This is a genomic window from Helicobacter zhangjianzhongii (assembly GCF_030249855.1).
Classification (GTDB): domain Bacteria; phylum Campylobacterota; class Campylobacteria; order Campylobacterales; family Helicobacteraceae; genus Helicobacter_B; species Helicobacter_B zhangjianzhongii.
The window spans coordinates 44,935-71,444 of the sequence record NZ_JANURN010000005.1 but is presented as its reverse complement, the minus strand read 5'-3'; the positions used below and the strand labels follow the sequence as shown (position 1 = coordinate 71,444).

The 26,510-nt window shown below is 41.4% G+C and carries 22 protein-coding genes and 2 pseudogenes; 12 read left to right on the top strand and 12 right to left on the bottom strand.

Translation table 11 applies throughout. The annotated features are described in order from the left end of the window. From NYG90_RS06290 to purN, 9 genes and pseudogenes are all read right to left on the bottom strand, one after another. A complete protein-coding gene (locus NYG90_RS06290) occupies positions 1–861 on the bottom strand; it encodes an ankyrin repeat domain-containing protein (protein ID WP_285257141.1) in 861 nt (286 codons plus the stop codon). 10 nt (positions 862–871) lie between these two features. Next, positions 872–1,357 (bottom strand): HIT family protein, encoded by a 486-nt coding sequence (locus NYG90_RS06285; protein ID WP_115011987.1) that lies wholly within the window; start codon positions 1,355–1,357, stop codon positions 872–874. 19 nt (positions 1,358–1,376) lie between these two features. Continuing rightward, positions 1,377–2,849, bottom strand: a complete 1,473-nt coding sequence (locus NYG90_RS06280; protein ID WP_285257140.1) for a Mur ligase family protein — start codon at positions 2,847–2,849, stop codon at positions 1,377–1,379. A 12-nt stretch (positions 2,850–2,861) separates the two neighbouring features. Then, on the bottom strand, positions 2,862–3,152 hold the full coding sequence (locus NYG90_RS06275) for an acylphosphatase (RefSeq protein WP_285257217.1): 291 nt from the start codon (positions 3,150–3,152) through the stop codon (positions 2,862–2,864). Then, positions 3,144–3,509: pseudogene (locus NYG90_RS06270) on the bottom strand (alpha/beta fold hydrolase); the annotation flags it as partial. The pseudogene NYG90_RS06270 and the gene NYG90_RS06275, both read right to left, overlap by 9 nt. A 414-nt stretch (positions 3,510–3,923) precedes the next feature. Next, a pseudogene (locus tag NYG90_RS06265) lies at positions 3,924–4,280 on the bottom strand (alpha/beta fold hydrolase); the annotation flags it as partial. A gap of 89 nt (positions 4,281–4,369) precedes the next feature. Further along, positions 4,370–5,419 carry a D-alanine--D-alanine ligase gene (locus NYG90_RS06260; RefSeq protein WP_285257139.1) on the bottom strand — a complete coding sequence of 350 codons (1,050 nt, stop codon included), beginning with the start codon at positions 5,417–5,419 and terminating at the stop codon, positions 4,370–4,372. Positions 5,420–5,578: 159 nt separating this feature from the next. Beyond that, positions 5,579–6,778: a cation:proton antiporter gene (locus NYG90_RS06255; protein WP_285257138.1), complete on the bottom strand. Its 1,200-nt coding sequence runs from the start codon at positions 6,776–6,778 to the stop codon at positions 5,579–5,581. Then, on the bottom strand, positions 6,778–7,506 hold the full coding sequence (gene purN / locus NYG90_RS06250) for a phosphoribosylglycinamide formyltransferase (protein ID WP_285257137.1): 729 nt from the start codon (positions 7,504–7,506) through the stop codon (positions 6,778–6,780). The genes NYG90_RS06255 and purN overlap by 1 nt, the downstream gene beginning before the upstream one ends. 173 nt (positions 7,507–7,679) lie before the next feature. Between purN and NYG90_RS06245 the strand changes: the two genes are divergently transcribed. Then, positions 7,680–8,285 (top strand): TonB-dependent receptor plug domain-containing protein, encoded by a 606-nt coding sequence (locus tag NYG90_RS06245; protein WP_285257136.1) that lies wholly within the window; start codon positions 7,680–7,682, stop codon positions 8,283–8,285. Between the two features lie 75 nt (positions 8,286–8,360). Next, positions 8,361–9,884: a TonB-dependent receptor domain-containing protein gene (locus NYG90_RS06240; protein WP_285264848.1), complete on the top strand. Its 1,524-nt coding sequence runs from the start codon at positions 8,361–8,363 to the stop codon at positions 9,882–9,884. Positions 9,885–9,887: 3 nt separating this feature from the next. Here NYG90_RS06240 and NYG90_RS06235 read toward each other — a convergent pair whose 3' ends face one another. Continuing rightward, entirely contained in the window at positions 9,888–10,190 is a 303-nt protein-coding gene (locus tag NYG90_RS06235; protein ID WP_285257134.1) for a hypothetical protein, read from the bottom strand. Between the two features lie 66 nt (positions 10,191–10,256). Beyond that, the gene (locus tag NYG90_RS06230) at positions 10,257–11,213 is read right to left on the bottom strand and encodes a helix-turn-helix transcriptional regulator (RefSeq protein WP_285257133.1); all 957 of its coding nucleotides are present in this window, start codon (positions 11,211–11,213) and stop codon (positions 10,257–10,259) included. Between the two features lie 230 nt (positions 11,214–11,443). On the opposite strand from NYG90_RS06230, the gene NYG90_RS06225 reads away from it, so the two are divergent. The 10 genes from NYG90_RS06225 to NYG90_RS06180 all read left to right on the top strand — a co-directional run bounded on the left by NYG90_RS06225 (position 11,444) and on the right by NYG90_RS06180 (position 25,918). Then, a complete protein-coding gene (locus NYG90_RS06225) occupies positions 11,444–13,192 on the top strand; it encodes a DUF262 domain-containing protein (RefSeq protein WP_285257132.1) in 1,749 nt (582 codons plus the stop codon). A 211-nt stretch (positions 13,193–13,403) separates the two neighbouring features. Beyond that, on the top strand, positions 13,404–14,885 hold the full coding sequence (locus tag NYG90_RS06220) for a DUF2779 domain-containing protein (RefSeq protein ID WP_285257131.1): 1,482 nt from the start codon (positions 13,404–13,406) through the stop codon (positions 14,883–14,885). 47 nt (positions 14,886–14,932) lie between these two features. Further along, positions 14,933–15,511, top strand: a complete 579-nt coding sequence (locus NYG90_RS06215) for a BspA family leucine-rich repeat surface protein (RefSeq protein WP_285264847.1) — start codon at positions 14,933–14,935, stop codon at positions 15,509–15,511. A 219-nt stretch (positions 15,512–15,730) separates the two neighbouring features. Beyond that, complete coding sequence (locus NYG90_RS06210) at positions 15,731–17,764, top strand: BspA family leucine-rich repeat surface protein (RefSeq protein ID WP_285264846.1); 2,034 nt, start codon at positions 15,731–15,733, stop codon at positions 17,762–17,764. Positions 17,765–17,777: 13 nt separating this feature from the next. Beyond that, positions 17,778–19,232, top strand: a complete 1,455-nt coding sequence (locus NYG90_RS06205) for a VWA domain-containing protein (RefSeq protein WP_285257128.1) — start codon at positions 17,778–17,780, stop codon at positions 19,230–19,232. A gap of 94 nt (positions 19,233–19,326) precedes the next feature. Beyond that, positions 19,327–20,550: a BspA family leucine-rich repeat surface protein gene (locus NYG90_RS06200; protein WP_285257127.1), complete on the top strand. Its 1,224-nt coding sequence runs from the start codon at positions 19,327–19,329 to the stop codon at positions 20,548–20,550. Between the two features lie 98 nt (positions 20,551–20,648). Beyond that, a complete protein-coding gene (locus NYG90_RS06195) occupies positions 20,649–21,956 on the top strand; it encodes a PDDEXK-like family protein (protein ID WP_285257126.1) in 1,308 nt (435 codons plus the stop codon). A 193-nt stretch (positions 21,957–22,149) separates the two neighbouring features. Continuing rightward, on the top strand, positions 22,150–24,219 hold the full coding sequence (locus NYG90_RS06190) for a hypothetical protein (RefSeq protein ID WP_285257125.1): 2,070 nt from the start codon (positions 22,150–22,152) through the stop codon (positions 24,217–24,219). A 41-nt stretch (positions 24,220–24,260) separates the two neighbouring features. Continuing rightward, the gene (locus tag NYG90_RS06185) at positions 24,261–24,653 is read left to right on the top strand and encodes a PDDEXK-like family protein (protein ID WP_285264845.1); all 393 of its coding nucleotides are present in this window, start codon (positions 24,261–24,263) and stop codon (positions 24,651–24,653) included. A 350-nt stretch (positions 24,654–25,003) separates the two neighbouring features. Then, positions 25,004–25,918 (top strand): hypothetical protein, encoded by a 915-nt coding sequence (locus NYG90_RS06180; RefSeq protein WP_285257123.1) that lies wholly within the window; start codon positions 25,004–25,006, stop codon positions 25,916–25,918. A 51-nt stretch (positions 25,919–25,969) separates the two neighbouring features. On the opposite strand, the gene NYG90_RS06175 is transcribed toward NYG90_RS06180, so the two are convergent. Beyond that, positions 25,970–26,404, bottom strand: a complete 435-nt coding sequence (locus NYG90_RS06175; protein WP_285257122.1) for a hypothetical protein — start codon at positions 26,402–26,404, stop codon at positions 25,970–25,972. Positions 26,405–26,510 lie beyond the last annotated feature (106 nt).

Here is a 26,510-nt window from a genome sequence, read left to right as displayed (position 1 = left end):
TTACCAGATTTGCACTTCAGTTTTGGTGCTTTTATACAGGCTATCATCAGCCCCAGCCACATCATACTCTATAGCAAAGCCATATTTGATACTTGCCACGCCGCCCTTTTTGATCGATACGCTCTCATACGCTGCGCTTGTGATAGGCAGCGCACCTACTGCCACGCTTGATCTTGGGGGGATTTTTTTACTAAAGCTTTGATCAGAGACAAGATTGCCATCCATATATAATGCCCCATAAGTGATGGTTACAAACTCATCTGTGAGATTGGTTATGGTGAGATTCACGCTCCCCGATCCTACGCGAAATGCCGAGCTTACTAGGCGGATATGCTTATTTTCCATACTCATTGCTGGGACATTGACATTAGCTAGGATATATTGCGCTGGGGTCTCGCCTTTGTTATTTTCTATATCCATATTTGCACCATAGTTCATAAGCAATGCGATCATAGCACTATTGCGCGAAGCAGTGGCATAGTGCAAGGCGGTGTTACCGCGGATAGTATCTTGGATATTAGGATTTGCGCGGTGCTTTAACAAGGCTTGGGCAAATTTGAGATTATTAAACTGCACGACTTTATGTAGTGCGGTCTCGCCGTGAGAGATGGCATTGACATCTGCACCTCGGCGCAAAAGCAAGTAGAGGATCTCCATATTATTCTTCCTAGAAGCATCATAAAGTGGCGTGCTGCCACGAAGCCTAGCATCGACATCTGCACCTAGGTCTATGCCTTTTCTCACTTCTGCATAGGTATTTGCAAAAAGCAAGTAGTCATAGCGATTTGCCTGCCCAAAGCCCACAAAAACCACACAGAGCAAAAATAGGATTCTAGTAAGCTTGCTCCTACACTCTCTCATCATACACTCCTTATGCTAAATGCTTACCTGCTAGCTCTTTAATCCGCTGATACACGACCTTAAAATCCACGCCATAAGTGCGACACTCGCTAATGGTGGTGAAAAAGTTTGTATCCGCACTAAAGCGCGGCACAAAATGCCAATGCAAATGCTCTGGTATCCCAGCTCCAGCGATTTGCTTGATATTCATACCCATATTGATCCCTTGTGCGCCAAAGTCTTCTAATAGCGCGATACTTTTATGCGCAAGCTCGCTTAAGTGTAAAAACTCCTGCGTGCTTAGGGCAGTAGGCGAGTCGATATGCGCATAAGGGATCAGCAGAAAATGCCCGGGCGTGTAGGGGTAGCGATTCATCACGCCATAGCACACTTCATCGCGGTAGAAAACGAAGTTTTTCTCATCATCTTGGGCGTTTAGGGCGATCGCACAAAATGGACAGCCTGCTTCATCACTCTCAAAATACTCACTTCTCCACGGCGCGTAAATATGCTGCATAAACACTCCTTTAGTGAAATCAAATATAGCTTGGTGCATCATTGGCGAAATACACCAAATCGCCGTTATTTACCATACCCTTTAGGACATTTTCTAGCTGAGTTTTGTTCTTTAAAATGACGCGTTGTGTGCGCTGCAGTGCTTTGGCTATCACATCACTATTGCGCTCGCCTGTGATAATCGCTAGATCAAAGACTTCATCAATGGCGTGGGCGAGCTTTTGATTGGACTCTACATCGCTCTCAATAAGCCCGGGTGTAACGATGACTTTCCTGCCTTGATAGAGACTGCATAATCGCACACCCTCTAGCATACCATTGATATTGCCATTGAAGCCATCATCAATGATTGTTTTGCCATTAGAGATAGAGAGATTGAAGCGGTGGGGGATTGGGGAGAGCTTTTTGACAAGCTTTTGTATAGCAGAAATTTTCATACCCAAATAATGCGCCACCATCACTGCCACAGCGATATTATCGACATTAAACCGCCCTAGCACATAAGTCTCAAACGCCACCCACTCATCATCTAGCTTCATTTCAAAAAAGGTGGATTCTAGCGTTGTCTTGACATTACGCAAAGGCAGGGGGTAAGTTTGCATAAGTGCTAGCCTGCTAGGATCTATGCCTTCAGGCGGTGTATTTTTCTCATAAACAAAGACCTTTTGCAAGCGGTTAGACTCTAGCAGCTCAAATTTTGTTTTTGCGATGGATTCTAGGGATTTGAAATACTCAATATGGGCATTGCCAATTTCACCAATAATGCCAATTTGCGGGTGTAAGAGCGTGGCGATCTCTTTAATATCTCCTTGCATTCTAGCCCCTGCTTCAGCGATATACACATCTGTGCCAAAGGCTAGGTCATTGTTGATGTCTGCAACAATTCCTTTAAAAGTATTCACACTTCTAGGCGTGAAGTGGAGATTATACTGCCCTTCTAGAATCTGGGCTAAGAAGTTTTTGATACTTGTTTTGCCAAAGCTTGCGGTGATCATAATGATTTTTAGATTGTGCATCATAGCTAGCTTATCTTTGGCTAGAGTGATGAAATTGCGCAGTAAAATCGCTTCATAAATCTCACAAATACACACCCCAACGACAAAAGGCATAAGCCATAAATAATACAACGAAGTCGCGCTAAAGCCGATAAATAACACTTCATTGATAATCGCAAAAATCGCAATAATCCCAAAAAACCGCCACACCCTATGCGTGAAAACGACTCGTTTATCAAGCCTAAATGCCCACATAATCAGCATAGGCAAATACACAAGGTAAAGATACGCATAAAATACCACACCAAACCCAAGCGCAAAAAGTGTGAAAAACACCACAATAGGCAGCACGAAATACCACAAATGCCATCGCCACTTATGGTGCTTGGTGATCACGCGAATGGGATTGTAGTTATACCACTGCAAAAGCGTAATAGTGTAGTAAGAAATCCCAAGCAAGAAAAATAATCGAGAAAATAGCTCTAAAATATGAATCATCGCCTCTCCTAGTTATGTCAAAATCTCAAATGCACTGCGATCAAGCCACTCTTGCTTAGGCGCACAAGGCTGGCTTTGCACTTCTTGCACCTGCGCCCTGCTTGGTCCCACCCACAAAGCCTGCAAAAATCGCGCCGCCACACTCTCATCACCGCAGGCAAAAATCTCCACGCTCCCATCAAGGAGATTTTGCGCACTGCCTTGCAAGCCTAGCTCATCAGCCTTTGCCTTAGCAAACTTCCTATACCCCACGCCCTGCACCTTGCCAAACACCCTTATATGCCACGCTTTTGTGTGATACATAGATTCTATCCTTGCTGCTTGATTGATGAAAAAGTAGTGATCCCCCTCTAAGGCAAAAAGCCTACTGCTAGGGATAAGCGCGTGTATCTGCTGCCCAGATTCTAGCGGCGTAGCCTTATCATCTCTGCCCCAAAAAATACTGACATTATGCCGACACGCCGCAAATATAGGGGAGAAATCTTCATCAACCACGCGCTTAAATATCTCATACATCGTGGGATTTAGCGTCTTAGCGTCATTGGCTCGTAAAAATGGCAGGCGCAAATGCAAAGCCTTGGCGATTTTAGCACAAGCGATTTTGACACGGACTTTGAGGGGTTTTGGGTAGATGATGCCAGCGGAGCTAAGGAGGATAATATCGCCTATGATTGGGGGCGTTGGCTTTTGCGCGCTTTTGCGGGAGTCTGCGGCGAGAGCTTGCTCATTACCGCTTAGGTAAATCCCTTCGCCCGCGCCTTGACAACCCACAAAATCATCGCAAAATCCTTCCGCCTGCGGCGTTTTATCAAACACGCTTTTTGCGCTATCACTCTGCAACTCGCTTAATCTTTGGGCTTGTTTATCAAACACATTTTCTACCCCTGTGTTCTGCGGCGTTTTATCAAACACGACTTCTACTTTTTCATTTTGCGTTTTTTCTACATTTTCGGCATTACCCCTAGAATCCACTTTTTCACTAACGGCATTTTTTTCTGTCATTGCGAGACACTGCGTAGCAGTGGCGTGGCAATCCATTGCTTCATTCCTAGAATCCACTTTTTCAATAGCAGCACATAGCACCGCCACCTTCCCCCCAAAACTATGCCCCACGATAATATCCGCCCTAACCCTAAGCGCACGCAAAAAGGCTAGCACGATGTGTGCATAGTCGTTTGTGTCTAAAATCCTTAATTCCTGTGCGTGCAAGCTAGAATCCACTTTTTGCACTTTGGGCGATTCAGCTTTGCGCGATAAGCTAGAATCCATTTGTCCCCGCACAGCAGAAGTGTCAAAAGTGGATTCTAGCTCGCCATACGGGCTAGCACCAAAGCCGGGCAAATCAATATAGTAGTGCGTATAGTCCGCAAAGCTCCCCCCAAAAGCTTGGAGCATAAGCTCCTTATGACTCCCCCAGCCGTGCAGAAACACGATATTTGATGTGCTTGCGGCATTGGGCTTGTGCTTGATATAGGCTATCTCAAGCGATTGTCCTAGATATGTGATCCTGCGGCTTGCCACTACTTGCCTTTTGCTGCGCGGATTTTCTGCACATAATTATAAGTGATGTTAATGGGCTTGGATTTTGGCAGGGCTTGGGCTAGTGCTGTGATATGCTGCCCAAAATTCTCAAAGAGATAATGCGCTAGGCTGCCGGGGATTGGGTTAATTTCATTGAGATAAATCTCATCATCAATGACAAAAAAATCACATCGTATCAGTGCGCCTTCAAAGAGATCGCCATAAATGCGCTTAAAGGCATCTTGCAAGGCGGATTCTAGCTCTTGAGAGATTGTAGCTTGTGTGGCTTGTGTGGTGCGCGAGAAGTCTAAATACTTATCATCAAAGCTTAAAAGCTCTGTTTTCTTAGGCTCTTCTACCATAGAGAAGACTATCTCCCCTTGAGCGTTTTTGTAGCCGGCTAGATTATACTCCCTAACGCCCTTATAAAATGGCTCAATAAGTATCTCCCTATCATAGCCAAAGGCGCAGTCTAGGGCGTATTCCATATCATCTTGCTTTTCTACTACACTCACACCTATGGAGCTACCAAGCGTAGCGGGCTTTATAATAAACGGATACACAAAGCTAGGACACACTTCATCGCCATAGCGATAATGCTCATAGGGCAGTGTTTTTACCCCGATATGCGCGGCATAATTTTTGGTCAAAATCTTATTAAAGCTAAGGGCGCAAGCAGCCACCCTAGGCGCGATGAAAGGGATCTTATAAAATGCCAGCACACTTGAGATGATGCCATCTTCACCATCGCCCCCGTGGATAAGACTTAGCACCACCCCCACATCACTAAGCCTTTTACTCCCAAAAAGTCCGCGATAGCCCACGCCCCCTAGAATCCACTCTAGCTGCTTGCACTGCTTATACTCTCCCGTGGCAAAGGTCTTTGCCTGCATTTTATCCGCAGGGATCAGGTAGAGAGTATGCCCACCATCTAGGAAGAAAAAGTAGCCAATGCGCTCACCTAAGACCTTCTTCAAGCTAATGGCACTCACAATGCTAATCTCGTGCTCAAAGCTCGCTCCGCCAAACAACACACTAATCTTGCTCAATGTCTGCTCCTTACAATTAACTAAGTATATAAACTAGATTCTACTCACACGCCAACAAATGCAAAAGTATAGCTAAAAGTTACAATTCTCTAGCTAGTATTTAGCAAGTTTGCCACCTAGTCACTGCTAGCCCCACTCACTAAGCCCACTTGCTAACACTCACTTGCCCTTATGCTTGCTTGCAGGCTTTGGCTGCTTCCATAGCGTGTAAAGTAGCTTGATCGTGATACTAAACACCACACCTTCAATCATCGCCGCTAGGATAAAGGCATAATACACCTCTTGAGTAATAGCCTGCCAATCACTCGCGATTTTTGCCGTAGCGACTAGGAAAGTAAGCGGCATAGAATCACTAAGGGCAAAGAGTGTTACAGCTTTTGTGCTATTAAAATACTTCGCAAACGCCACATTTGCCGCGATAAGCCGTATCGCAATCATTCCGCACGCGATATACGCGCCATTGATGATATAGGTGGGATTAGAGATAAGTAGCCCAAGATCTAGCGTGCTACCCACATAGATGAAAAATAGCGGCACAAAAAACCCAAACCCCACATCATTAAGCTTATGCACCAGCTCGTGCTTATAGGAGAAAAATATCGCCACAATCATTCCAGCCAGAAACGCCCCCAGAGCCGCCTCCAAATCCAGCACCAGCACCAACGCCACCAGCACGATAAAAAGCATCATCACAAAGCGAATGTCTTGATTGCTTAGGTCATTATAGGGCATCACATAGAGCTTGAGATTAGGAAACCACCAAAACAAAATCCCAAACAACCAAAACAGCCCCACAATCGCTACGATAAACACACATAGCACCGCCAAGCTCTCATACAGCTGCCACGAATTCCCATAATGATAGAATCCACTTATAAGCGTAAGAGCCGCGATACTTACCACCTCTCCTACAACCCCCACGCGCAGCGCAAGCTCTAGCCACTGCTTATCCTTGCCATAGTCTTTGATAAGCGTCATAATCATACCAAGGCTCATTACAGGAAAAGCCGCGATGAAGATTTTATTAAGCCCAAGTGCTAGCACCAGCGCGATAGATAGCCCATACAGCACACAAAAATACACCACAACATTGCGCAAAAACTTCTTCCCAAGATTCTGGAAGCCGCGCAAATCCACCTCCATACCGCACAAAAACATCAAAAACAAAAACCCAACCTTAGCCATTAGCACTAGGCTTTCACTCGCTTGAAATATCCCAAAATACAGCCCCAAGCACCCTAGGCACATCTCCACGACTACGATAGGGATTTTGCTTGCCTTTGCCAAAATCGGCGCGATAGCAATGAGCAGCGCGATGATGGCAAAATTGACAAAAATATCGCTTAAGATATGCTCCATTATCGCTCCTGTCCGCTTGCTTTAGCCCCACTGCCAAAGGCTTGGATAATCGCTTCAATAATGGCTTTAGGATAGAGTTTGTGCTCTAAAAAGTGGATTCTACTCTCAAAGTCTTGCAGGCTCTCTCCTGCGATTTTAGGGAGCTTTTCTTGCACGATAATCGCCCCAGAATCCAGCTCCAAGCTCACCCAATGCACGCTCACACCGCCAAACTCCTCTGCCCCATTAAAGCTATCAGCAATCGCGTGCGCGCCTTTATGCAAGGGCAAAAATGATGGATGGATATTGATAGCCCGAAACTTCTCTACAAACCCCTCCCCCAGAATCCGCATAAACCCAGCCAATACCACAAGATCGATATGGTGGCTCTCTAGGCATCGCGCCAAAGCTTGATCAAACAACGCACGCGAGCCAAAGTCTCTATGGTCAATCACCTTACACTCTAGCCCTAGTCTTTTGCAACGCGCGATCCCATACGCGCTAGGATTATTACTCATAGCTAGGACGATATGCGGAGTGATATGATAGGGAGATAAAGCAGCGGCGATGTCTTTTTGCTGTGCCACGATATTTTCCAAATTACTCCCACTACCGCTAAAAAGTATCGCTATACGCACCTGTGTGTTTTCTCTCTCTTGCATTCTATCCCCAGCTTCAATATAAAAGTGCGCATTATAGCAGATCCTTCCGCACACCACAACGCCCAAGCACCCAAGGACTTGCAGCAAACCTCCCCTAGAATCCACTTTGGCATATCTTGCCCATTTCTACCACACCACTAGACTTAAATTATTAAACACATAGTTAATTGAATTTAAAATAAGTTTAATTATTTAAATATTATGATAACGCGTTTCATTATTTGAGACAATCACTTTTTATCACATTTCAAGGAGTTTTTATGAAGACATATTCCGCTATTTTGGCAGGTATCCTTACTGCGCCTTTGTCTATGCTCGGCGATCCACTGACTGCTGATCAAGACCTAACCCAAAGCACCAAAGACACCTATCAATCCCAGCAAGAGCAAAGCGACTCCAAACGCACTGCTAACGCCAACACAAAAGTAGAGACTAAAATGCTTAATGAGCAAGTCGTAACAGCAAGCGGATATAGCCAAAATATCAAAGAAGCTCCAGCTAGCATTAGCATAATTGGCAGAGAGGAGATTCTAACGCGCCCTATCCGCGATATTGGCGATGCGGTGCAAGATGTCCCGGGCGTATATGTAGAGCAGGACAAAACAGGGCAGAATTCTATCTCTATGCGTGGTCTTAGCTCAAGCTACACACTTATCCTAATCGATGGCAAGCGGCAGAACACCACGCGCGGCTTTGTGCAAAACGGCTTAGGGAATCAAACCTCCTTTATGCCGCCAGCTTCAATGATAGAAAAGATTGAAGTGATCCGCGGTCCTGCTTCTATCATCTATGGTAGCGATGCGATGGGCGGAGCCATCAACATCATCACCAAAAAGCATACCGACAAGCTTGCAAGCGGTATCTAGCTAGAATCTAAATTTTTCGAGCCAGATAGCGAGTGGGGGAACGCTTATGGCGCAAACGCCTATATCAACACCCCTTTGATCAAAGACAAGCTCTCGCTCAATCTAAGAGGATCAGGGCGATTTAATGATGCAAATAAATTTCTTAAGCCCTCGTGGGTAAGCCCAAGTAGTAATGGCAACCCCTATGCTGCGCACTCCTCCACAGGCTCTCGCAACTTTAGCGGTGGCTTTCGACTAAACTACACGCCCACAAGTCGCGACTACATCTACCTAGATTCTGAAATCTATAATGGACGGCTTGGCTCACTTAATACTTCTGGTAGAAGTATCACCTCTATACAAGAGCTTTTTAAGGTCAATTCTGTGCTAAGCCACGAGGGAAAGTATGAGTGGGGGAAGCTCTCTAGCTATGTGCAGCACTCTTTCAATCTCATCGCCCCTCACGCAAATGTCCCTATCGGTGCTACCCAAGGCGAGTATATCAACTGGGCAAGCGAGCGCATAAGCCAAAGCGCGATCGCTCAAAGCACTTATACAAACAACTTTGATTTGAAAAATTATGGTGTGATCACATTTAATGGTGGTGTTTTTTATCAATACGAAAATTTGCTTGGGACAATTTCTTCAAAGTGGAGAAATATGCACCAAAATCAAGCCGCTGTCTTTGCTGAAGCAAGCTATCTTATCAACCAATACATCAGCACCACTCTTGGCTTGCGCTACAACTATAGCGATCGCTTCTCTAGCGCGCTAAACCCACGCTTTTATGTCAATTACAACCCCACTAAATGGCTCACCTTTAAAACCGGTGTAGCAAGCGGTATGCTAGTCCCCACGCTTTTGCAAACAATCGATGGTGTCATCACCACAGAGACTAGCACTAGTAGCACGACCACCACTTATGGGAATCCAAACCTAAAGCCCGAACAAAGCTGGAACTATGAGCTAAGCGCGATTGTCGATACAAATCCAGCGATGTTTGTCCTAACAGGCTATTACACAGATTTTAACAACCAAATAGAAACCCTAAGCAACATCGGGCAAAATATGGCAATCCCCGGGCTAAACCAAACCTGCCAAAGCACTCTTTGCAGCACTTATCGCAATATCGAGCGATCGCTTGTAGCAGGACTAGAATTTGGTGCGAAAATTAAGCCTATCTATGGAATCTCTCTTGATGCAAACTATAGCTTCACCTATACAGAAGCCCTAAGCGGCTCAGGCAAGGGCGAGCCTATCAACGAGATCCCTCGCCATAGCTTCACGCTAACGCCTAAATACCAATGGCGCGATTTTAGCGTCTATGTGCGCTGGAGCGGGAAGTTTCAAACGCCAACAGCCTATGCCGGGGCAAATGCACGAACAAATGTGCGAGAAATCGTAGGAAAATACTACAAAGATTATCAGCTAGTAGATGTCGCTGCGACCTATACATTTGCCAAGCACTACACACTAACTTTTGCTGTGAATAATCTCTTTGATGTGCATTTTATGGATTATGCAAGCTACACAAGCGGCAACAACACAAACGCGCAAAATCGCTATCAAAGAATCCTGCCAAGCCGAAACTATTGGCTAAGCCTACGCGCAGACTTTTAAGCCCTAGAAGTAATCCACACTAGAATCCACTTTTTGAAAATGGATTGCCACGCGGTGCAGAAGCACCGCTCGCAATGACAGAGGGCGTGGAGTAGATCGCCACGCCAGCGCAGTGTCTTGCAATGACAAAAAACCACCGCAAGTGAAAAAGTGGATTCTATGGATTGCCGCGATTTTGCTAACGCAAAACAAGCGAAGCGAAGTTTTTTTAGAAAACAAAGGATACCGCTCGCCGCTAGGCGATGTTTCTTTAGAAAAAGCCGAACGCAAAAAATGGATTCTAGAGCAACGCCCTCTCTCCGTCATTGCGAAGCCCTTTAGGGCTGAAGCAATCCATAAATCAAAAAGTGGATTCTAGCCTTTAGGGCTAATCTAGCTAGATTCTGCTATGCGCTTAAGATAATTTTCTGTGCTGCTAGCGATGAAATCGCGCAAACTCTTAGGCTCTAGCACCACCACATTTGGTATCCACATAAGCACTAAAGGTGCGATCTCCATAGCACTTGTGATATAGAGCGTAATATCTAGGCTGCCATCGGCGTTTTCATCTAGGTGCTGATTGGGGGAGATTTTTTTGCGTTTAAAATACTTTGCGATTATAGGATCTATCCATAATCGCACCATAAATGGCTCTTTTTCTGGGGAAAACCACGCATTAAGCGCGTTTTCAAGCCGTGCTAAAATCTCTTGGCTCACGCGCTTGCCCTGCCCTAGCTCGCGTATATTAGTGATGTTGTTTAGATAAAACTTCTTTATCTCATTGGATTCTAGCCCTAGCAGATACCACTCGCCGCTAAAGTTTAGAATCTTTAGTGGCAGCACTTCGCGCTGTGTGTGGGCTGTGCTGTGGCTTAGGATATTTGGCTCTTTTAAAAACTCAAAGCCAATGACTTTATGCTCTTTAATGGCTTTTTGCAAGCGTGCGATAGACTCTGGCTCTAGGGCTATCTCCTCTAAATTTGAACGGGTGAAAAACGGCTCTGCATTGTGCGCGCTGGTGGATTCTAGGGAGTTTAGGAGGGAGAGCATTTGGGATTTGATCTCGCCATTCATACTATATGCAAAGCTTCTTAGCAGGGCTAGGGCGATAAATGAGTCTGCTTGGCTCGTGCTATTTGGGAGCTTGCTGCCTAGGAAGTAGATAGTATCTCGCTCATAGCTAAAATCCGCGCCCATCATCTCCACATCTCTGCGCAAAGTCCTAAGGCTTACGCCAAACTCTTGCGCTAGGGTCTTGGCACAGAGTGAGCCATCGCTTTTGGGGTGGTAGAGGAGGGTTAGGATTTTGGTCAGTCGTGCGAGCCGCTGGGTGTAGTCGTGTCTAGGCATAATGCTCCTTTTTAGAATCTAAATTTTTGCAATGGATTCTAGGATATTAAAAGGGGATATTGTAGGGCAAATTTCTAAATCTTTGACATAACGCTGTCAAACTGCGCGCTATAACTTCGCCCTAGATTCTAGCTTTGTAGTGGTCTGGTGCAGGGAGCTTGGGCTGCATTGTCCTTGCGTTTTTTTTTTTTTTGATTAGAATCCCTGCGCAAATCTAAAAGGAGCGAGAAATGGCACAAGAATCCGTGGAAAAAGTTTTTAGCAACAATAGGCGTTTTTCTATCCCAAAATATCAAAGAGACTATGCGTGGAAGAAGAAAAACTTAGATGAATTGTGGGAGGATTTAGAAGAAGCAAAAAATGCAAGCAGTGATAGTATGGGACATTTTCTAGGCACGATTGTTGTAGCAAAAGAGCCAAATAGTGATGCCTACTATATCATTGATGGGCAGCAAAGAAGCACGACAATCTTTATGCTCCGCTATGCGCTTAATGCTAAAACAAAAGATCCTGCTTGGAATATGAATATTTTTCGTGATGAAAATAAAGAGCTTAGATTGCAAGTTTCTCCTGCTAATCAGGAGTTTTTCAAGGCAGTTCTCACACAAGCAGATAACAATAAACGCGACACAAGCCTGAAAAATAGGATTGAGACAGATGGGCAGAAGCGATTGTATGAAGTCTTTGAAGCGATTTGGGATTATGTAGGTAAGCTAGAATCCACTGAAGCTAAAGAGTATCTCTCTGTGCTAGATAAAATGGTGCTTATGTGGCTAGAGGAAAAGGATTCTGGGCGCGCTATACGCACATTTCAAAGTGTCAATGATAGGGGCGTGCCACTTCTTTTGCTAGATAAGCTAAAAGCCTTGCTTATTTTGTATTCAAACAAATATAGCAATGATAATGGCACACTTGATAATGAGATCAATGAGCGATTTGGAGAGATTTTCAAAATCGCTACGAAAATACGGAAGCATAAGCTTAGCTCATCGCTTGGCGATAGGGAGTTTGCCAAGGAAGTGGAAACGCGTGTTTTTAACTACCACGCTTTGGGACAAGCTGACATTGGGCATTATCGCTATGGGGCAGCAGAATCGTTTAAAAAAATCAAAGAGCTATTAAAATCTAAAACAAAAAATCCACAAGAGTTATTAGAGTATATTGATACATACTCTAATGATTTGCTTGAGTTTTTTAAAGCATTTTATCGCGTTATGCAAAGGACAGAGACAAGCGCAGAAGCCTTTAAGCTTCTTTATATTTTAAGAATCAATCCTTTGTTTTACTCATCATTAGTAAGACTAGAGATGAATGGGGTTTTAGATGATGAGTGTTTAAGGCTTTTAGCACAGGCGGAAGTGTTTTTCTATGGCTGCTATTCAACCAATGATTCAAGGGCTTACAATCTTTATGAAGCCACCGATAGTAAAAACAGCTTTAGAGAGAGAATAATACAAGAGTGTAAAAAATGTGCTAAAGGCGACTACTCTAGTGTTGGTGATGTGCTTAGAGATATAGCAAGGGATAATTATAATTGGGGAAAATATTTTCGCTATTTATTTTTCGCTTATCGCTGCGATGATATGGACGCTAGGGCTTTTAATGACCTGCTTAGTAGTGATGATGAAGATGATAATGGGGATAGCAGTAAAACAATGCAACCATACGATATGGAGCATATTGTCCCGCTTAATGTAGTTGAAAATGAGGCACTTGAGCGGTATGGCTTTGACAATGCTAATGAATTTAATGCCATAAAAGATGACTTTGGGAATTTGCTTGTTTTAGAAAGCAAGCTTAATAGGAAAATACGAGATGGCGGGGCGCAAATTAAAAAAGAAGCCTATAAAGATTCTAAAATACCTTACAACAGAAACTTTGCAAATACACTTGAATCTTTTGGCAAAAAACGCATAATAGAAGAGAATGAAAAATTCACACAATGGGCTAGGGAATTTTTCAAAGATTTTTTATGCTAGATTCTAGGCTCTCTTAAAGCTTTTTAAGAGGGCATTTGCTGCTTATATATCCGCGCAGAATCCGCGCAAAATCTCTCCATAAATTTACACAAGTTTCTATCCTTTGACATAACGCTGTCAAGAGATTGTGCTAGTATCACAAAGTTTGTATGCGAAATCGCATTAAAGTTGCTCTTAGTTTCTACAAACAAATCTCTACAAAAGGATAGCTATGAATCTCTCAAAATCTCGCTTTATCAAAGGTATGCAGTGTCAAAAGCTGCTGTGGCTTCTAGCTCATAAAAAGGACGCTCTAAGTCCGCCAAGCAAGGAGCAGGTGCAGATTTTTAGCATAGGCAATGAAGTCGGGGAGCTTGCGTGTGCGCTCTTCCCCAATGGGACTAGAATCCACTTTAATGATGGCATAAGCCACAATGCCAAGCGCACAAAAGAGCTGCTAGATTCTGGCGTTGGCGTGATATATGAAGCGACTTTTATCTATCAGGGCATTGTTGTGATGGTCGATATTTTGCAAAGCACAGCACAAGGGCTTATCATCAATGAGGTGAAAAGCTCTACAAGTCTCAAGGAAGTGTATATCTATGATCTAAGCGTGCAGCACTATGTCATCACACATTGCGGATATAGTGTAAAGGGCGCGAATCTTATCCATTTAAACACAAGCTACAAAAGGGGCGAGTCGCTTGAGCTAACGGAGCTATTTACTATCGTGCCTTGCTTAGAATCTGTGCAAGAATTTGTCCCAAAGATTCCAGCAATTTTGCAAGAGTTTGCTAGCACTTTAGATGGGCAAGATGAGCCTAGCATTGATATAGGGCTGCATTGTGATGATCCCTACTCTTGTGAGGCAAAGGCTTATTGCTGGGAGGCTCAAAGGGGCATAAAGGGGGAGGATTCTGTATTCCACCTGACTCGGCTTAATGGCGATAAAAAGCTAGAGCTATATAGGCAGGGGGTGGTGCGATTTAGCGACATAAAAAATCTCGATACTCTTAGCCACAATCAAAGGCTACAAATAGAATGCTTTGCCAATAAATCTGTGCATACACAAAAGGATAAAATCACAGAGTTTTTACAAGGCTTGCGCTACCCCATTTATCACCTAGATTTTGAAACATTTCAGCTCGCTGTGCCGCAATTTGTAGGCACAAGTGCCTATGAGCAAATCCCTTTTCAATTCTCACTGCATATCCAGCATAAAGATGGCAAGCTAGAGCATAAAGAATTTTTAGCCAAAAGTGGCATTGACCCTAGAGCTGAACTCATCAAAACCCTGCTAGATTCTATCCCGCCAAATGCCTGTATTTTAGCTTATAATGCGAGCTTTGAAAGGGGCGTGATCGAGCGGCTTGCCGCAAGCTTTCCGCAGTATGAAAAGGAGCTTTTACATATCGCTTCACAGATTGAAGATCTAATGACTCCCTTTGCCGCTAGGCATTACTATCACTATAAGCAAAATGGTAGCCACTCTATCAAGCTCGTGCTTCCAGCCCTTGTGCCACAAATGGAATCTGCTTATAAAGAGCTAAATCTCGTGCATAATGGAGAAGAGGCGATGGAGTGCTTTGCCGCGCTAGAATCTATGCCCAAAAATGAGCAAGAGAAGTATCGCCAAGCCCTTTTAGCCTACTGCAAGCTTGATACGCGTGCTATGGTAGAGATTATCAAGGCGTTGGAAAAGTTAGTGGGCTAGGGGATTTATGGTATTATGTCTTCTAATTTTAAAATGAAAGGAACACTATGAGTAGTCAAATCTACAAACCACAAACCACAGAAGAGCTAAAAAAGCTTGTCAATGATGAGAGTATCCACTTGGGTGATATTGATACAAGTGCTATTGATTGTATGGCTTTTTTGTTTCAAGATTCTACACGCAGGGATTTTAGCGGAATAGAGTCGTGGAATGTGAGCAATGTAACTAATATGTCTTATATGTTTCAAAATACAAAGAGCTTCAATCAACCTTTAAACTCTTGGAATGTTAGTAATGTGGAAGATATGTCTTTTATGCTTGCAAATGCAGAGAGTTTTAATCAGCCTTTAAACTCTTGGAATGTCAGTCAAGTAACTAATATATCTTATATGTTTGCGGGTGCAAAGAGCTTTAACCAGCCACTAGATTCTTGGGATACAAGCAATGTAACTGATATGGCAGGAATGTTTTATAACGCAACAAGCTTCAATCAGCCACTAGAATCGTGGGATATTAGCAATGTAGAAGATATGGATTCTATGTTGAATGGTGCGGAGAGCTTCGATCAGTCGCTAGATTCTTGGAATTTGACTACTAAAGAGTGGAAAATATGTTTTGGTAATTAAATAAAGATGAGTGGCAAAGATTCTAAAACCTAGAATCTGCTCTTTCATATTTCGCTTTTGCCAAATTTGACACATTAACCCCCCTTCTTTTTTATGTGAAATCCCACAAGCCCACGCAAAATCTCTTAGCAATTCTGCATACATTTTAATCCCCTTTGTCATAACGCTGTCAAAGCTATGCGCTAGAATCCACTACATAGTAAAGATTAAGGAGCGACAATGAGCTATAAACATCGCATAGAATCTATGGTAAAAAGCTTAAGTCAAGGCGTGTATGAAAAAGATGAGGCTTTAAAGCTTATATTGCTTTCATTTCTAAGTGGTAAATCTGCCTTTTTGTATGGACCTCCGGGCACGGCAAAAAGCCTTGTGGCAAGGCGAGTGGCATTGGCATTTGATATGAGTGAAAAAGTGGATTCTAAAAAGGATTCAGCTTTGGGTAGTCATTCCGCAGATTTAGCACATTTTGAGGCAACCGCAGACTCTTGCTCTGCCCCAAAATGTGCTAAAAACTACGAAAGCACCACTACAAATCCTAGAATCCGTGATGAAGAAAAACAAACGCAAAAAGTGGATTCTAATACTTTCTTTGCCTACTTAATGAATCGCTTCAGCACCCCTGAAGAAATCTTTGGTCCAATCGACATAGCCGCACTGAAAAACAACAAGCTCACACGAAGCACGCAAGGCTATCTCCCCACAGCGCATTTCGCGTTTTTAGACGAGATATGGAAAAGCTCTCCTGCGATTCTCAACACACTTTTAACCATCATCAACGAAAAGATTTATCGCGATGGCAATATGGATATAAAAGTCCCATTAAAAGGGCTAGTGTGCGCGAGCAATGAGTTCCCCACGCCAAATCAAGGGCTAGAAGCCTTGTATGATAGGCTTATTGTGCGATTAAAGGTCTTGCCCGTGGAGAGAAAAACTAGTTTTGAAGCCCTGCTGAAAGGCACAGGTGAAGCACAGATTACTATCGCAAATCCTATCACACTAAAAGAGCTGCAAGACATAGCGCAAAAGGCTAAAAATGCCACATTTTCTCAGCAAGCCTTGCAAACACTCCACACCCTAAAAGCTTCTATAAAATCCCACAATAAATCCTTGCAAACAAATATAGATAAAAATAGCGAACCTAGCGAGCCAATTTACATCTCTGACAGGCGGTGGGTAGCTATGGCAGAGCTTTTGAGAGTAGCGGCAGTTTTAAGCGATAGAGATGAAGTGCTACTTGCAGATATTATGCTTTTAAAGCATTGTTTATGGAGCGATGAGACACAAACTCAAGTGATACAAAATCTTCTAGAAAAGTCGATACAAGCTACCTTGCGCAATGATCCGCGATATGACATATCAGCCTTGCAAACATCATATCAAAACCATTATGATAAAAGCATAGCGGAGCTTTATGACAATTATCAACCAAAGCAAATAGATGACAAGATAAAAGATCTTTATACTAAAGAGTGCGATAATATCGCCCAAAAAATTGCTACAAAGCAAAGCGCACTTCAAGAGGATCTTGATACCGCACAAAGCAAAATGGCAAACCCATTTTTAGCCGCTAGGGATTATCAGCCTATATTGCGCAATATTACGCAGCTGCAAGATGAGTTAAAGCAGCTTGACATCGCCCTAGAGCAGCTAAAAACCATTATACAAACCCAGCCTACGCCCATACCACTTCCAACTAGATTCACAAAACCAAAATATAAGCCAAAAAGCAAAAAAATGCTAAAAAAACTTGTAAAAGATAAGAGTGTTTATCTAGGTGATATTGATACAAGTGCTATTACAGATATGAGTGAGCTATTTAAAGGCTCAAATCGCACAGACTTTAGTGGGATAGAATATTGGAATGTGAGCAATGTAACTAATATGTCTCATATGTTTCAAAATGCAGAGAGTTTTAATCAACCATTAAACTCTTGGAATGTTAGTAAGGCAACTGATATGAGTGATATGTTTGCGTATGCAAAGAGCTTTAACCAGCCACTAGATTCTTGGAATGTTAGCAAAGTAACTACTATGAGAAGTATGTTTCAAAATGCAAGGCATTTTAATCAGCCAATAGGCGCGTGGAATGTAGAAAGCGTAACAGATATGGGTTTTATGTTTTATGGTGCAGAGAAGTTTTGCCAAGTGCTTGATAATTGGAATGTCTGTAATGTAACTAGTATGGGCTATATGTTTGAAGGCGCACTTGAAATGGCGCGACTGCCTAAATGGGCTAATGATCGAGTTAGATAGGATGGGGTAGGCTATGCAGAGCACACTACAAGATATAGAACATAACCCGCGCTACACAGCATTGCTACACAATGAAGTGGTGCGTGCGTATTTAGACAAAATCCACGCTAGCTATCTAGCACTCCAAGATAAGCTAGCTTCTAGCCACCCCTTTTGGCAAGAAGAGTCAGCACACTATAGGCGAGCACTCACGCCCACTATCAATCACCAAACCTTACAAGATGATAGGCAAAGCTTTTTGAGCTATAACCAAGATCATCAAAGCGAGCTAGACTCCCTTGCCTCTAATCATCAAGCAAGCCTAGATTCTAGCAGGGGGCATATTTTGCAGTATTGGGAAAAAGTCCTAGAATCTAAAAAATCAATGTGGCTAGAGCCTAAGAGAAAACAAGCAGAAAGAGAATATATCCAAGGTCTTATAGGAGCGTTAGAATCTATACTTGAGCTACAAGAGATGCTAGAGGGTTTAGGGCTAGAGTCATCTACTTTAATGCAAGAGATGCTAGGGGGAATGAAGTTTGATATAAATGGGGGTAGTGGGGGCGATGAGAGGGAAGGTGGGGTTGAAGGAGAGGGGCAAGAGCAAATTAGTCAGCAGGGATATGGCAGTGGGCTAGGGCAAAAAGGCTGTATTGACATCGCAAAAATCAAGCAGTATTTGAAAACTTTGCAAAGCAGTAAGCACTTGCGCACAATCGCAGATCTACTAGGCAGGGGCAGGCAAGATGGAGGTGCGCTGGGCTCAAGCACTATGGGGGATTCTAGTGTAAAGCTAACAAATACATATAAAGAAGAAATGTGTGGGATAACTTTAGGGCGAGATTTGGCAAATCTCTTGCCCCAAGAGCTAGCAATGCTAAATGACCCAGATTTAGAGCTGCTCTTTGATCTCAAATATATTCAAAACCGCCTTTTTTGCTTTGAGAAGCAGGGCTTTGATACGCCCAAAGAGCAGCAAGAGAAAACTAAAGGCGCGATGATAATCTGTGTAGATACAAGCTCTAGTATGCAAGGCACTCCAGAATATCTAGCAAAGGCTTTGACACTCTATCTTGCTACAAAGGCAGATATGCAAAGTCGCGCTTGCTATCTTATCAACTTTTCTAGCACCATAGAGACTATTGATCTAAGTGGCAAAGATGGCAGATCGAATCTTCTAGGCTTTTTGGCGATGAGCTTTAATGGCGGCACTGATGTAGAGCCAGCATTAGCAGAAGGGCTTAAAAAAATGCAAGAAGATGATTTTATACAATCAGATTTGATTGTCATTACAGATGGTTGGTTTGATGGTTTTTCAAGCAAATTAGAGAAGCAAACACAAGACCAAAGGCGCAATGGCAATAGATTCTATATTTTAGACATAGATGGCACTTATGGCACGCACACATCTTTTGATACACATTGGGTATATAATAGCCACACAGATAGTCTGCACACTCGGCACTCTCATCACTCTAGCATTAGCTAGATTTACTTAAGTCTTTATATCTTGGTTTAGCTTTGTCATAACGCTGTCAAATGTGCTTGCTAGAATCCACTTTTTACAACAAGCAGGAGACACTATGGATAGAAATACGCTTAATGAGATTCTAAAAATTTTGCCTGATGATTTTGGCTTTAAAGCAGTATTTGAAGAGCCAGAAAATGAAGCTTTAAAAGATTCTCAAGTGCTTATACTCGGCATTGGTAAGCATAAAATCGAATTCACAAATGGCAAATATCGCCCGAAAAATAATGATGAGCTTAAAGCATTATGCGATATTGATAGCATTGAGCTTGATGATATTGACCCAAGCAAAGTAACGGATATGAGCAGAATCTTTGAGGGCTCTACACGCAGGGACTTTAGCGGGATAGAGTCGTGGGAGGTAAGCCAAGTAAAAAGTATGCGAGCGATGTTTAAATATGTGCATATTGAGCGACATTGGAGCTGGAATATTAGCCGCTGGAATATAAGTAGCGTAGAGGATATGAGCTCTATGTTTGAAGGCTCTAGCTTTAATGGTGATATTAGCCGCTGGAATGTCGGCAAGGTAAAAAATATGAGTCGTATGTTTTGGAATAGTGATTTTAATCAAGATATTAGCGATTGGGATATTAGCAATGTGGAAGATATGAGCGGTATGTTTGCCTGCTCGCTAGCTTTCAATCAAGATTTAAGCAAATGGCGCGTAAATCCCAAAGCCGATATAGATAGAATGTTTTTTGGCACTGAGGCGTTATGCATACTGCCAAAGTGGAATATAGAGCTTTTTGCGTATTCTAACTATGTGTTTGCTGGCACGATATTTGATGCCTTTATCACAAGAAAAATCGATGATTTTTACAAGCAAACGCAGCGATTCTATCCGCTGACAAACAGGCAGCTATGCAATCTAACAGAACGAGAAGAAATACAACTCAGCCAAATTGATGTATCAAACATCACTGATATGAGTTGTGTTTTTAGTGATTTTTTCTCTAGTCGCAATGATTTTAGCGGGATAGAGTCGTGGAATGTGAGTAATGTGGTCAATATGTATGGTATGTTTTATTGTAATCGCTGGTTTAATGCTGATATTAGTGGCTGGAATGTAGAAAATGTGGAGGATATGGAAAATATGTTTTGTGGAACAGAGCAGTTTTGCCACAGCTTAAATGAGTGGAATATCAATAATAAAGTCAATATACAAGGCATATTTGCTGACACAAATTACCCTAAAAAATATATAAAATCGTGGCGTGAAAAAGTGGGTGAAGAGATGTTTGACAAGGCGTTTATCAAGAGAGTGTGGCAAAGAAAATAATCACAACCTACCCTAAGCGTTCAAGAGCTTTGGTAGAACTTCAGCAGGAAATGTATAAGCCACCTTGCTATAATGCCGCTATCTAAACAGGAGAAACTATGGAATATGGGAGATTTTTTGAACGCGTGAAGGGCTTTTTGGAACAAGCAGAGAAGCACAAAAGGCGTGGGAATAATGACTTCAATCCCTACTTGCAAATGTGGAGTAAAAACGATGAAGTCAGGCTGCATAGTAGGCTAATCTGCGGATTTTTAAACCCATTAGGCAAACACTATCAAGGCGATGTGTTTTTAGAAGAGTTTTTACAATGTGTGGGGCTTAGAGAATGGTTTGGCAATGCAAGCAATGCTAGGGTGTATAAAGAATATAAAAATATTGATGTGTATATCACGAATGGTGAGAAGCATATCATTATAGAGAATAAGATTTGGGCAGAAGATCAGCCGCGACAAATTGAGCGGTATATTGAGAGCATAGTAAAAGAGCAAAGCAAAGATTTTAATGAGATAGAAACTAGTGAGATAGATTCTAATGATAATGTGGAATATAGTGAGCTAGAATCTAGCGAAAATGTAACGCAACAAGAGCTAAGCGAAATGTATGAAAATATCGCTGTGCTTTACCTAGCCCCTTATAAACGAAATCCTTCAAAGTCTAGTCTAGGCAAATGGGAAATACAAGGGGAATATCTTGTAAATAATCAGGGTGATAAAGTGAGATTTAAAGCTATCTCGTATAAAAATGAGATTCTAAAATGGATAGAAAACTCACAGGCAAAGGTCGGCTGTATCACAAACCTAAACGCCGCATTACTCTTCTATAAAGATGTCGTGCAAATTATCACAAAAACAAAGGAGAACACAATGAGTGTGGCGAAATTTTTAACAGACAAGAAAGACAATACTATGCAGGAGAATATGGAGATAGTCTTTGAGATTATAAAGAATAAAGACAAAATTATAGAATCTTATTGTGAGGTGATTATAGAAAAGCATAGAGAGCAAATTGAAAGCAAAGGCTTTGAGATTGTTAAGACAAGTAAAAATAAAAAAATGGGCAGTTGGGGCAAGAATGATTTAAGCTACCCCTTTATGATTAAGCCTAAAGATTGTGGTAAATACTACTTTGCCTTTTGTGTGGAACATTATATTCAAAAAGAGAAATATAACTGCTATGGTGTGCGGATTTTTGAGCAAGACTTGAATGATAATTTAGATGATAATATATCGAGCAAAATCATAGATTATTTAAATGTCAAGTTTGTTTGGTGGCTTAATTATGATAAAAATTTTTGGTGGTATGCGTTTGATACTTCAATAGCAGAATTAGAGTTTAACTTGCAAGCATTTTTGGATTCTAGCGAGATTAAATCCTTGAATGAAAAGCTTAAATCCTATCAAGGATAGCAATATAGCTCCCACAACGCAAAGACTAGAATCTTGCTTTGTGGGCTACACAATCCTCAAAGATTCTTAAATATTTAACACATTTGCCATAATGCTGTCAAAGCTCTGTGATATAACTTTGTTTATTAAAGGTAAAAATAAGACATAGCAAGATTTTACCAACTCATCACAACAAATCTTAAAAAGGGGAGAAATGGATAAGCCTAATGTCAAGGAAATTTTAGCAAGTTTGTCTGGGGTTTGGAGTCAAAATAAAGATGAGAATCTTAACACACCAAATGAGATTCTAGATAGCTTGTCTGATGACTTTATTGAGACTAAATTCTGCATAGGTGATAGTTTCAAAGCCCTTGCAAAAACTCCCAACCAAGATGTAGCAGCCATAAAAAAACAGCATATACAATCAAAAAAGGTTGCACTTATGAAGTTTTTACAATACGCTGAAAAATATGAAGCTCTATCACAAGAGCTACGATTTGAAATGCCTCCTCACATAGAGATATATTTACGCTATGTGCGGAATTTTTCAATCAGCTACAATGATACACAATACTTCATACAAAAGATTTTAACATCAGCATTCTCTCCAAGCTTTTACATTGGTGATAGTTATAGTTACAATAGAGCCTTTGAAGGGACAATTTTGGATAGAAAGTATAGTTCCCCTAGTGCGGAGAAAATTACACAATATATCTTTTTTAAAGTTTTGCTTGATGTGCTAAATGAGCAGGGGCTAGATTACAATAATCTTTACACACATTTTGGTTATTGGAAAAGCAAGGGGAAAAATCAAGCGACATTTTGCCCATATATTACCCTTCATTCAAGCCACACTCACGCTAAAGCCCTAGATGACTATCTTTCACAGATTCCACAAAATAAAAAAGAAAAGAAGAGATTCTATTATGATATAGCAAGTGAGCCTAGTTTAGAGCATAACTACCCAAATATAAGCTATTTTCAAATCCATAAAATCATTTCGTTTTGTTATAACGCTATTGTAAGATTACAAAAGTGGCAAATAAAGCCTCTTGTAGAGCTTTTGGAATCTTATGATTCTTCTTATATTTATATAGAGCTAGAGCCAAATAGTTTTGAAGATATACTAACCCGCCTCCAAGCCATAACGCCAGAAATCACTGATTGTAAAGAGCTATTGTTTCATCATCTATCTTGTGTGGCAAATGTTTGTAACAGCACAAATCTTATAGACCATATAGAGCAAACATACAATGAAGTCAAAAGCTTTGCAACAAGCCATAGCAAAGCCCAAGTCAAAGCACTCTTTGAGATAAGCTACAATGCAAGTATGTTTTCTTTCTATAAGAAAGACTATCTTTACAAGGAAACTTACACGCACCATAATTTTCATTTTTATAGCGACAGAACAAAAGATGAGATAAATCAGTTTTTAAAAACTCTACATTATGCTATGCAATACTATAAACAACTTTTTAAAGCAAAAGGGCATAGGGCTATATTATTTGCAGATTCTATAACGAAAAGCCTTGCTGTGCGGGTGCTTTTAGAATCTTATAATGATGAAAGCATTCCACAAGAGAAAAATTTTGATAACGCAAAACGAGTTATATTTACCTATCTGTATATCTCTAGTGATGTTGATATAGAGTGGAATCCAAACGATAAGGAATTTGTTTTGTATAAAAACGATGTGTTTTTGTTTTTCTCTAATTTCGCAGAATATCAACGCTATGGACGGGGATTGTATGAATGGAATGGATTTGATTATACGATAAAAGAGTATCATTCTTATCTATGCCTAGACCACAAAGCCAAACACAAAAAGCAATTGCAAAAATCTCGCCAAAAACTTGCAAATACACAGGCAGACGGAGCAAGATTTGAGCTATTTTCTTATATTGATAGGGAGCAGATAGAACAAATAGAGCAAATCCAATTGCAACATAAAGCCTTTGATTTAGCCAACACAAATTGCCTTGCTCTTTTAGATATAGAGCAATCAAAGCTACTTTTACAAGCAATGCTAGATACGCTATGTGGCAAGCAGACTAAGCCAAATATTGAGTTGGCTACAAATTTTGAAGCTATAAGCATTAGTGGTGATGAGCTAAAAAATGTAGCATATATACATCTTGAATCTTTTTTGGGATTTATTTATGATAAGTGTATGATAAGGGTTGTGGGGCTAGAGCAAAGCGACTTTATAGAGTATTGCTTAAGTGCGATTTTACAAAGTGGGCAATGGGAGAGTGCGTTTGAAAATTTGCGACAGAATATATAAGATTCTACATATACACATACTACATTTAATAAGGAGTAATAATGAAAGATTTTGCAAAAGGGCTTAAGGCAGCAAATGAGAAGTTTCAGCAAGAAAAGAAAGAGGGGCGATGTGATTTTAATATCTTTGAAGCCTTGAAAGTAGAGATGAGCGAAAATCGCCATAGTGCCTTTTTGGCATATTTGCTTGATAGCAACAAAGGGCATTATCAAACTATCTTTTTAGAAAAGTTTTTAGAACGCATAACACTTAAAACAAAGCTAACGCATTTTAAAAGCAAAGATTATGAAAGCATTACAACTGAATCTGCCATACACCAAAACAGACGCATTGACATATTAATGAAGTTTAATAATGGCTACCATATCATCATAGAAAATAAGATTAATGCCTGTGACCAAGTAGCACAGATTAGAGACTATTCAGCCCGATAAGATTCTTATAAAAAATGAGCTTGAGCTATGCAAATGGATATATAGCCACGCACAAGACAAAGACACAAAAGAAGAAGTTTTAAACAAAGCGGTTGAAAAATTTATGCCACTTTTTATAGAGTTTGCAAATAAGCCTTTAATCAAAGAATATATCAATACATATTCTAAACTTTTTAACGACTAGCCAAAACGCTAGAAAAATAAAAGCAAGATTCTAATCTTGCTTTGTGAGCCACAAAATCCGCAAAAATCTATAACATTTTAGAATTGTGTCACAACGCTGTCAAAGCTCTTTGCTATAACTTCACTTGCCTTATTCTCACACGACAAACACACAACAAAGGGGAGCTATGACTTTAAGCACACATTACACCACAGACGCTTTAGAATCCATCTTTGCCACCGCGCAAAATGCCGAGTTTATGGGGATTATCTCTGCATATAGAGAGCATAAAATCATCAATGGAAAAACACAGCCCCTAAGCGAGCAAGAGAACTATCAGCATAATTTTTGGCGGCACAAATTTTTAGGGCTAATGCTCAATGAAAGGGACATTGCTTGCGCGAGCTTTTGCGCCCTATCACGCAAGGCTAGCAGCCACACTTCAGGGCAAAAGGTGGGTTCTGGGGCTGGGGTGGATTCTGGGGTGGAATCTAAGGCAGGGTCAAAAGTGGATTCTAGGGGTGAAAATCAAGCAGGGAGTGCGGAAGTGGATTCTAGCCTAAGCCCTAGCAGCAGCCCACAAAGCGACACAAAATATGAGTGGTATTTCTATCTTGTGTGGAGTGAAAACGCAAGCGATGGCATTGAAGTCGGTAAGCTTGGCAGAGCGTGTGGCAATGCCTACTACCTATCAAGCGGCGGGATAATGCACGGTTTTTCCCCACATAAACGAGGCATAGCACTTAAGCCCTACATCGGCAAGAGGCGCATAAGCCCGCAAAGGGTGATAAATATGCTTCATCGGTGGTTTTTAGACACAGATGGCACAGAGCTTATTGGAATCCGCTTTTATCAAACTATGCAAAATACATCATCGCGCCGACAAGCGCGCGGAAGCCTCGCACGATTTCATAATATTTCTTATTTGTATTATGCTCTTCCGCGATTTGATAAGCAAAATCCACGCATAGATGCAGAGGAATATCTGCGATCGGATTCTATGATTACAGAGAGTATAGAAAACAAAACCCTATCACCCTTTATGCTTAAACATATCTTTGAAGAAAGGGGGCTTATGTTTGTGGATAAAAGCAGCTCTTAAAGGGATTAGTAAAAGCGTGTTTGCATTGTGGCTTTTAGAGCAAGCTTCGCTCTAAAAGTCCTCCCAAGCTTCGCACCTAGCTTTGTGATGTTTTTTCGCAAATTCAAGATCCATAGAGTAAAAAACTGCGTTTAAAGATTTAGGGCGACCATTTTCATCTTCGTATTTTTCACACAATGCTTTGTAGATTTCATCATTTTCATCGCAATTCACAGCTATGCTGCCAAGATAAGGATACTCCAAATACCCGACAGACACGAGATCAAATACCGGTGTTAGCTTTGCTTGTGGAAAATGTGTATCCATAAATTGTAAAAACTCTTCTCGCGCTTCATTGTCGATGTGCTTTTCATCAAGTGCGGATTCGTCTTTCGTGCGTTCTTTATGGACATAAAAGCGGTTATAGACTTCATTAAAGCAGAGCCAAAAAGACATTTTGCCTATGGAGACAGTGTATTCCTCAATAGTTGGTAAAACGATAGGCATTCAAACTCCGTTATTTAAGATATTGCTCAACGCGGCATTATAACGACTAATATCTTAAAAGTATTGACTAAAAGATCAAGCAGAAATAGCAGAGAGTTAAGCCATT

Bases quoted from the DNA above. Each gene is read 5' to 3' on its own strand.
- NYG90_RS06290 (WP_285257141.1), bottom strand. From the start codon at position 861: ATGAGAGAGTGTAGGAGCAAGCTTACTAGAATCCTATTTTTGCTCTGT.
- NYG90_RS06285 (WP_115011987.1), bottom strand. From the start codon at position 1,357: ATGCAGCATATTTACGCGCCGTGGAGAAGTGAGTATTTTGAGAGTGAT.
- NYG90_RS06280 (WP_285257140.1), bottom strand. From the start codon at position 2,849: ATGATTCATATTTTAGAGCTATTTTCTCGATTATTTTTCTTGCTTGGG.
- NYG90_RS06275 (WP_285257217.1), bottom strand. From the start codon at position 3,152: ATGTATCACACAAAAGCGTGGCATATAAGGGTGTTTGGCAAGGTGCAG.
- NYG90_RS06255 (WP_285257138.1), bottom strand. From the start codon at position 6,778: ATGGAGCATATCTTAAGCGATATTTTTGTCAATTTTGCCATCATCGCG.
- NYG90_RS06245 (WP_285257136.1), top strand. From the start codon at position 7,680: ATGAAGACATATTCCGCTATTTTGGCAGGTATCCTTACTGCGCCTTTG.
- NYG90_RS06235 (WP_285257134.1), bottom strand. From the start codon at position 10,190: ATGACGGAGAGAGGGCGTTGCTCTAGAATCCATTTTTTGCGTTCGGCT.
- NYG90_RS06230 (WP_285257133.1), bottom strand. From the start codon at position 11,213: ATGCCTAGACACGACTACACCCAGCGGCTCGCACGACTGACCAAAATC.
- NYG90_RS06225 (WP_285257132.1), top strand. From the start codon at position 11,444: ATGGCACAAGAATCCGTGGAAAAAGTTTTTAGCAACAATAGGCGTTTT.
- NYG90_RS06220 (WP_285257131.1), top strand. From the start codon at position 13,404: ATGAATCTCTCAAAATCTCGCTTTATCAAAGGTATGCAGTGTCAAAAG.
- NYG90_RS06215 (WP_285264847.1), top strand. From the start codon at position 14,933: ATGAGTAGTCAAATCTACAAACCACAAACCACAGAAGAGCTAAAAAAG.
- NYG90_RS06210 (WP_285264846.1), top strand. From the start codon at position 15,731: ATGAGCTATAAACATCGCATAGAATCTATGGTAAAAAGCTTAAGTCAA.
- NYG90_RS06205 (WP_285257128.1), top strand. From the start codon at position 17,778: ATGCAGAGCACACTACAAGATATAGAACATAACCCGCGCTACACAGCA.
- NYG90_RS06200 (WP_285257127.1), top strand. From the start codon at position 19,327: ATGGATAGAAATACGCTTAATGAGATTCTAAAAATTTTGCCTGATGAT.
- NYG90_RS06195 (WP_285257126.1), top strand. From the start codon at position 20,649: ATGGAATATGGGAGATTTTTTGAACGCGTGAAGGGCTTTTTGGAACAA.
- NYG90_RS06190 (WP_285257125.1), top strand. From the start codon at position 22,150: ATGGATAAGCCTAATGTCAAGGAAATTTTAGCAAGTTTGTCTGGGGTT.
- NYG90_RS06185 (WP_285264845.1), top strand. From the start codon at position 24,261: ATGAAAGATTTTGCAAAAGGGCTTAAGGCAGCAAATGAGAAGTTTCAG.
- NYG90_RS06180 (WP_285257123.1), top strand. From the start codon at position 25,004: ATGACTTTAAGCACACATTACACCACAGACGCTTTAGAATCCATCTTT.
- NYG90_RS06175 (WP_285257122.1), bottom strand. From the start codon at position 26,404: ATGCCTATCGTTTTACCAACTATTGAGGAATACACTGTCTCCATAGGC.